Below are 2,520 nucleotides of genomic sequence, written 5' to 3'. Positions count from 1 at the left end.
TTTATTGTAGATGTATTTATAGATTTTCAATTTTGCAGAAAGGTATACTCACTATACCGAGAAATCTCGGTGTGAGCCTGGCAGGGGCCAAAAAGAAAAAAACCTTACTGCTTTTAACGGGAGGTTTTCGAATATGGCTTATGCAATTTTAAGAGTGGAAAAAACAAAAAATACTTCAATCGCCGGGAAAAATTCTCACAATATGCGATTGAGGAAAACACATAATGCAGATCCTAACCTTAAATCCCAAAACCGAATTTTAATCGGTTCTGGTGATTTAAGGACTGATATTAATGCAAGGTTTCAAGCAACCAATGTTAAAGCTCGTAATTCTACTTCTGTTATTTGTAATGAATTAATTTTAACTGCTTCCCCTGAATTTTTTGAAAATAACAAAAAATTAGAGGATTGGGTAAAAGTTCAAATGGAATATTTGCAAAATGAATTTGGAGAAAATGCAATTAATGCAGTTTTACACTTGGACGAGCAAACCCCACATATTCACGCTTTTATAACTGGAATCGAATATAAAAACGGGGAATATAAATTAAACAATAAATCTTATATGAAAAAATACGAAACAATGCAGGATATTTATTTTAAATATAACAAACCATTGGGTTTAATTCGTGGGGTTAAAAAAGAAGTTTCTAATGCAAAATATAAAGAAGTTAAGGAATTTTACAGCGACATTAAAAACATTAAAAATAAAACCAACTTAGAAATAGAAAATAATAAAATTGAAAAAATTAGAGTTGTTGAAACAGAAGAAAAGAAAAAATTATTTAGAGATCCGGAGGTAGTGCCTAAGCACTACACAGGAGCTGAGGTTAATCGTTACATACGAAAGGCTCTAAAACCTTACAAGAACGAACGAAAGCCCCTTATAGCTCGTCTAAACGGGTTTAAGAGCCGTTTAGAGCATTCAGAGGCTGAGTTGTCTGATCTCCGTCAGAACTTCAACAGAAGAGTCCAGGAACGGGTACAACAAGAGCAAAAGTTAGCAGTGGCCAAAGCCACGGCTGAGCAAGAACAAATCATTCAAAATAAAAACAGAAAAATAAAAGATATGGAGTTGGAAATAATAGAATACAAAAGGCAGTTAAAGGAAAATGCTTCAATCTCTCAGAGATATGAAAAATATAAAATCAACAGTGATGTTTTAGATCTAATACAAGAGCATAAACCGGCAGAATTTAAACAACTCTTCAATGCTGCTATTGCAGCAGCAGATGCCGAATATTCACAGAAACAGCAAAATAATAACTACACACCCCAGAATAAGCCAAAGGCTTTAAAATTATAAAGCCCGGAACGGGAAACTGTGAAAAATTTCCCGTTGGGTTTTAAAATGAGTTTTTAAAATTATCGTCTTCGACTTGTGCGGATTTCAAATTTTTTCTTTTTTCTTCGTCCAAACGATGGGCTAATCCTTTAGAAAAAATATTACTATTCATAAAGACGTGTCCGTCTTTTTCTACTAATATATTTTTCTTTTTAAGGTTTTTAAAATAATAACTTACATTTGATTTTGCAAGATTTAAATTTTTCGCAATTGTAGATTGTGAAAGGTTAATTAGATTTCCGTATTCCATAACCTTTACAATCTCGACGATAATTCTAAACTCATTAGGTTTTAAATTTAATTTTGCTAAAGCCTCAAGATTATCTACAAATGTAATAACAAAATCTTTTTTTAATGAAGTCTTTTTTTCTTTTTCTACATAAACTTTTGCATTTAAATTAACACCATTGCTTTTATCGCTTCGGTCATTAGGATCGTTAACTTCTTTTATTATAAGTTCTTCTACAGTTTCGTTTGCAATTCTATTAAATAAATCGAATTGATTTAAATCAATTTCTAAAGTCGATTTATTTTCAAATAATGGATCTTCCGGCAAAGTCTCTAATATTGAGTAATTTTCTTTATTTACTAATTTATTTTTTTTCATATTAAAACCCCATTAATAATTAAGTTATAAGTATTTATAACTCAGTTATAAACAAAATATACAACTAGTCAATACATGATTACAACTTTTTATAACTTAGTTATAAGAAGTTGGTCGAATGACCAACTTAGGGGGGTTATAGGAATCTATAACTGGGGTTATAGAAATCTATAACTTTTAGGTTATAGGAATCTATAACTTTTTTTTGATTTAAGTCAGTAATAGCAAGGGCTGGAGGGGTATGTAAGATTTAAAACAATAAGAAAGTAAGAGAGTAAACGGTGCAAACCTCCAGATCGAGCAGAACTTACCAGGCTACGCAAAAGAAAACCCCCTTCCGGGAGATGTGTTTTCGCTACCGCTACAACAGACGTTTCCCGTTCCGGGCAATACATAAGCAATCTGCGCAGATTTCCCTACCGCGCTTCGCTTGGTCAACCCTTCACAAGCCAAAATTAAAATTTTGACTTGCTCAGCGTTATAGGCTCATTCTTTTTTTTGGAAATCGTGAGTAAGGGGGAATTTTAATTTCCCCTTGCGAGGGATTGATCCGTTGACTTTTGTTTTT

2 protein-coding genes are annotated in these 2,520 nt (G+C 32.3%); one reads left to right on the top strand and one right to left on the bottom strand.

Annotated elements, in window-relative coordinates; translation table 11 throughout:
- The first annotated feature begins 133 nt into the window (after window positions 1-133).
- Entirely contained in the window at window positions 134-1,306 is a 1,173-nt protein-coding gene (gene mobV / locus HV345_RS26190) for a MobV family relaxase (RefSeq protein ID WP_181636742.1), read from the top strand.
- Window positions 1,307-1,346: 40 nt separating this feature from the next.
- On the opposite strand, the gene HV345_RS26185 is transcribed toward mobV, so the two are convergent.
- On the bottom strand, window positions 1,347-1,952 hold the full coding sequence (locus HV345_RS26185; RefSeq protein WP_012564911.1) for a helix-turn-helix domain-containing protein: 606 nt from the start codon (window positions 1,950-1,952) through the stop codon (window positions 1,347-1,349).
- Between the last annotated feature and the right edge of the window lie 568 nt (window positions 1,953-2,520).

This window comes from Citrobacter sp. RHBSTW-00986 (assembly GCF_013783065.1).
GTDB lineage: Bacteria > Pseudomonadota > Gammaproteobacteria > Enterobacterales > Enterobacteriaceae > Citrobacter > Citrobacter braakii.
This window is presented reverse-complemented; position numbering and strand designations above follow the sequence as displayed.

Bases quoted from the DNA above. Each gene is read 5' to 3' on its own strand.
- HV345_RS26185 (WP_012564911.1), bottom strand. From the start codon at position 1,952: ATGAAAAAAAATAAATTAGTAAATAAAGAAAATTACTCAATATTAGAG.
- mobV (WP_181636742.1), top strand. From the start codon at position 134: ATGGCTTATGCAATTTTAAGAGTGGAAAAAACAAAAAATACTTCAATC.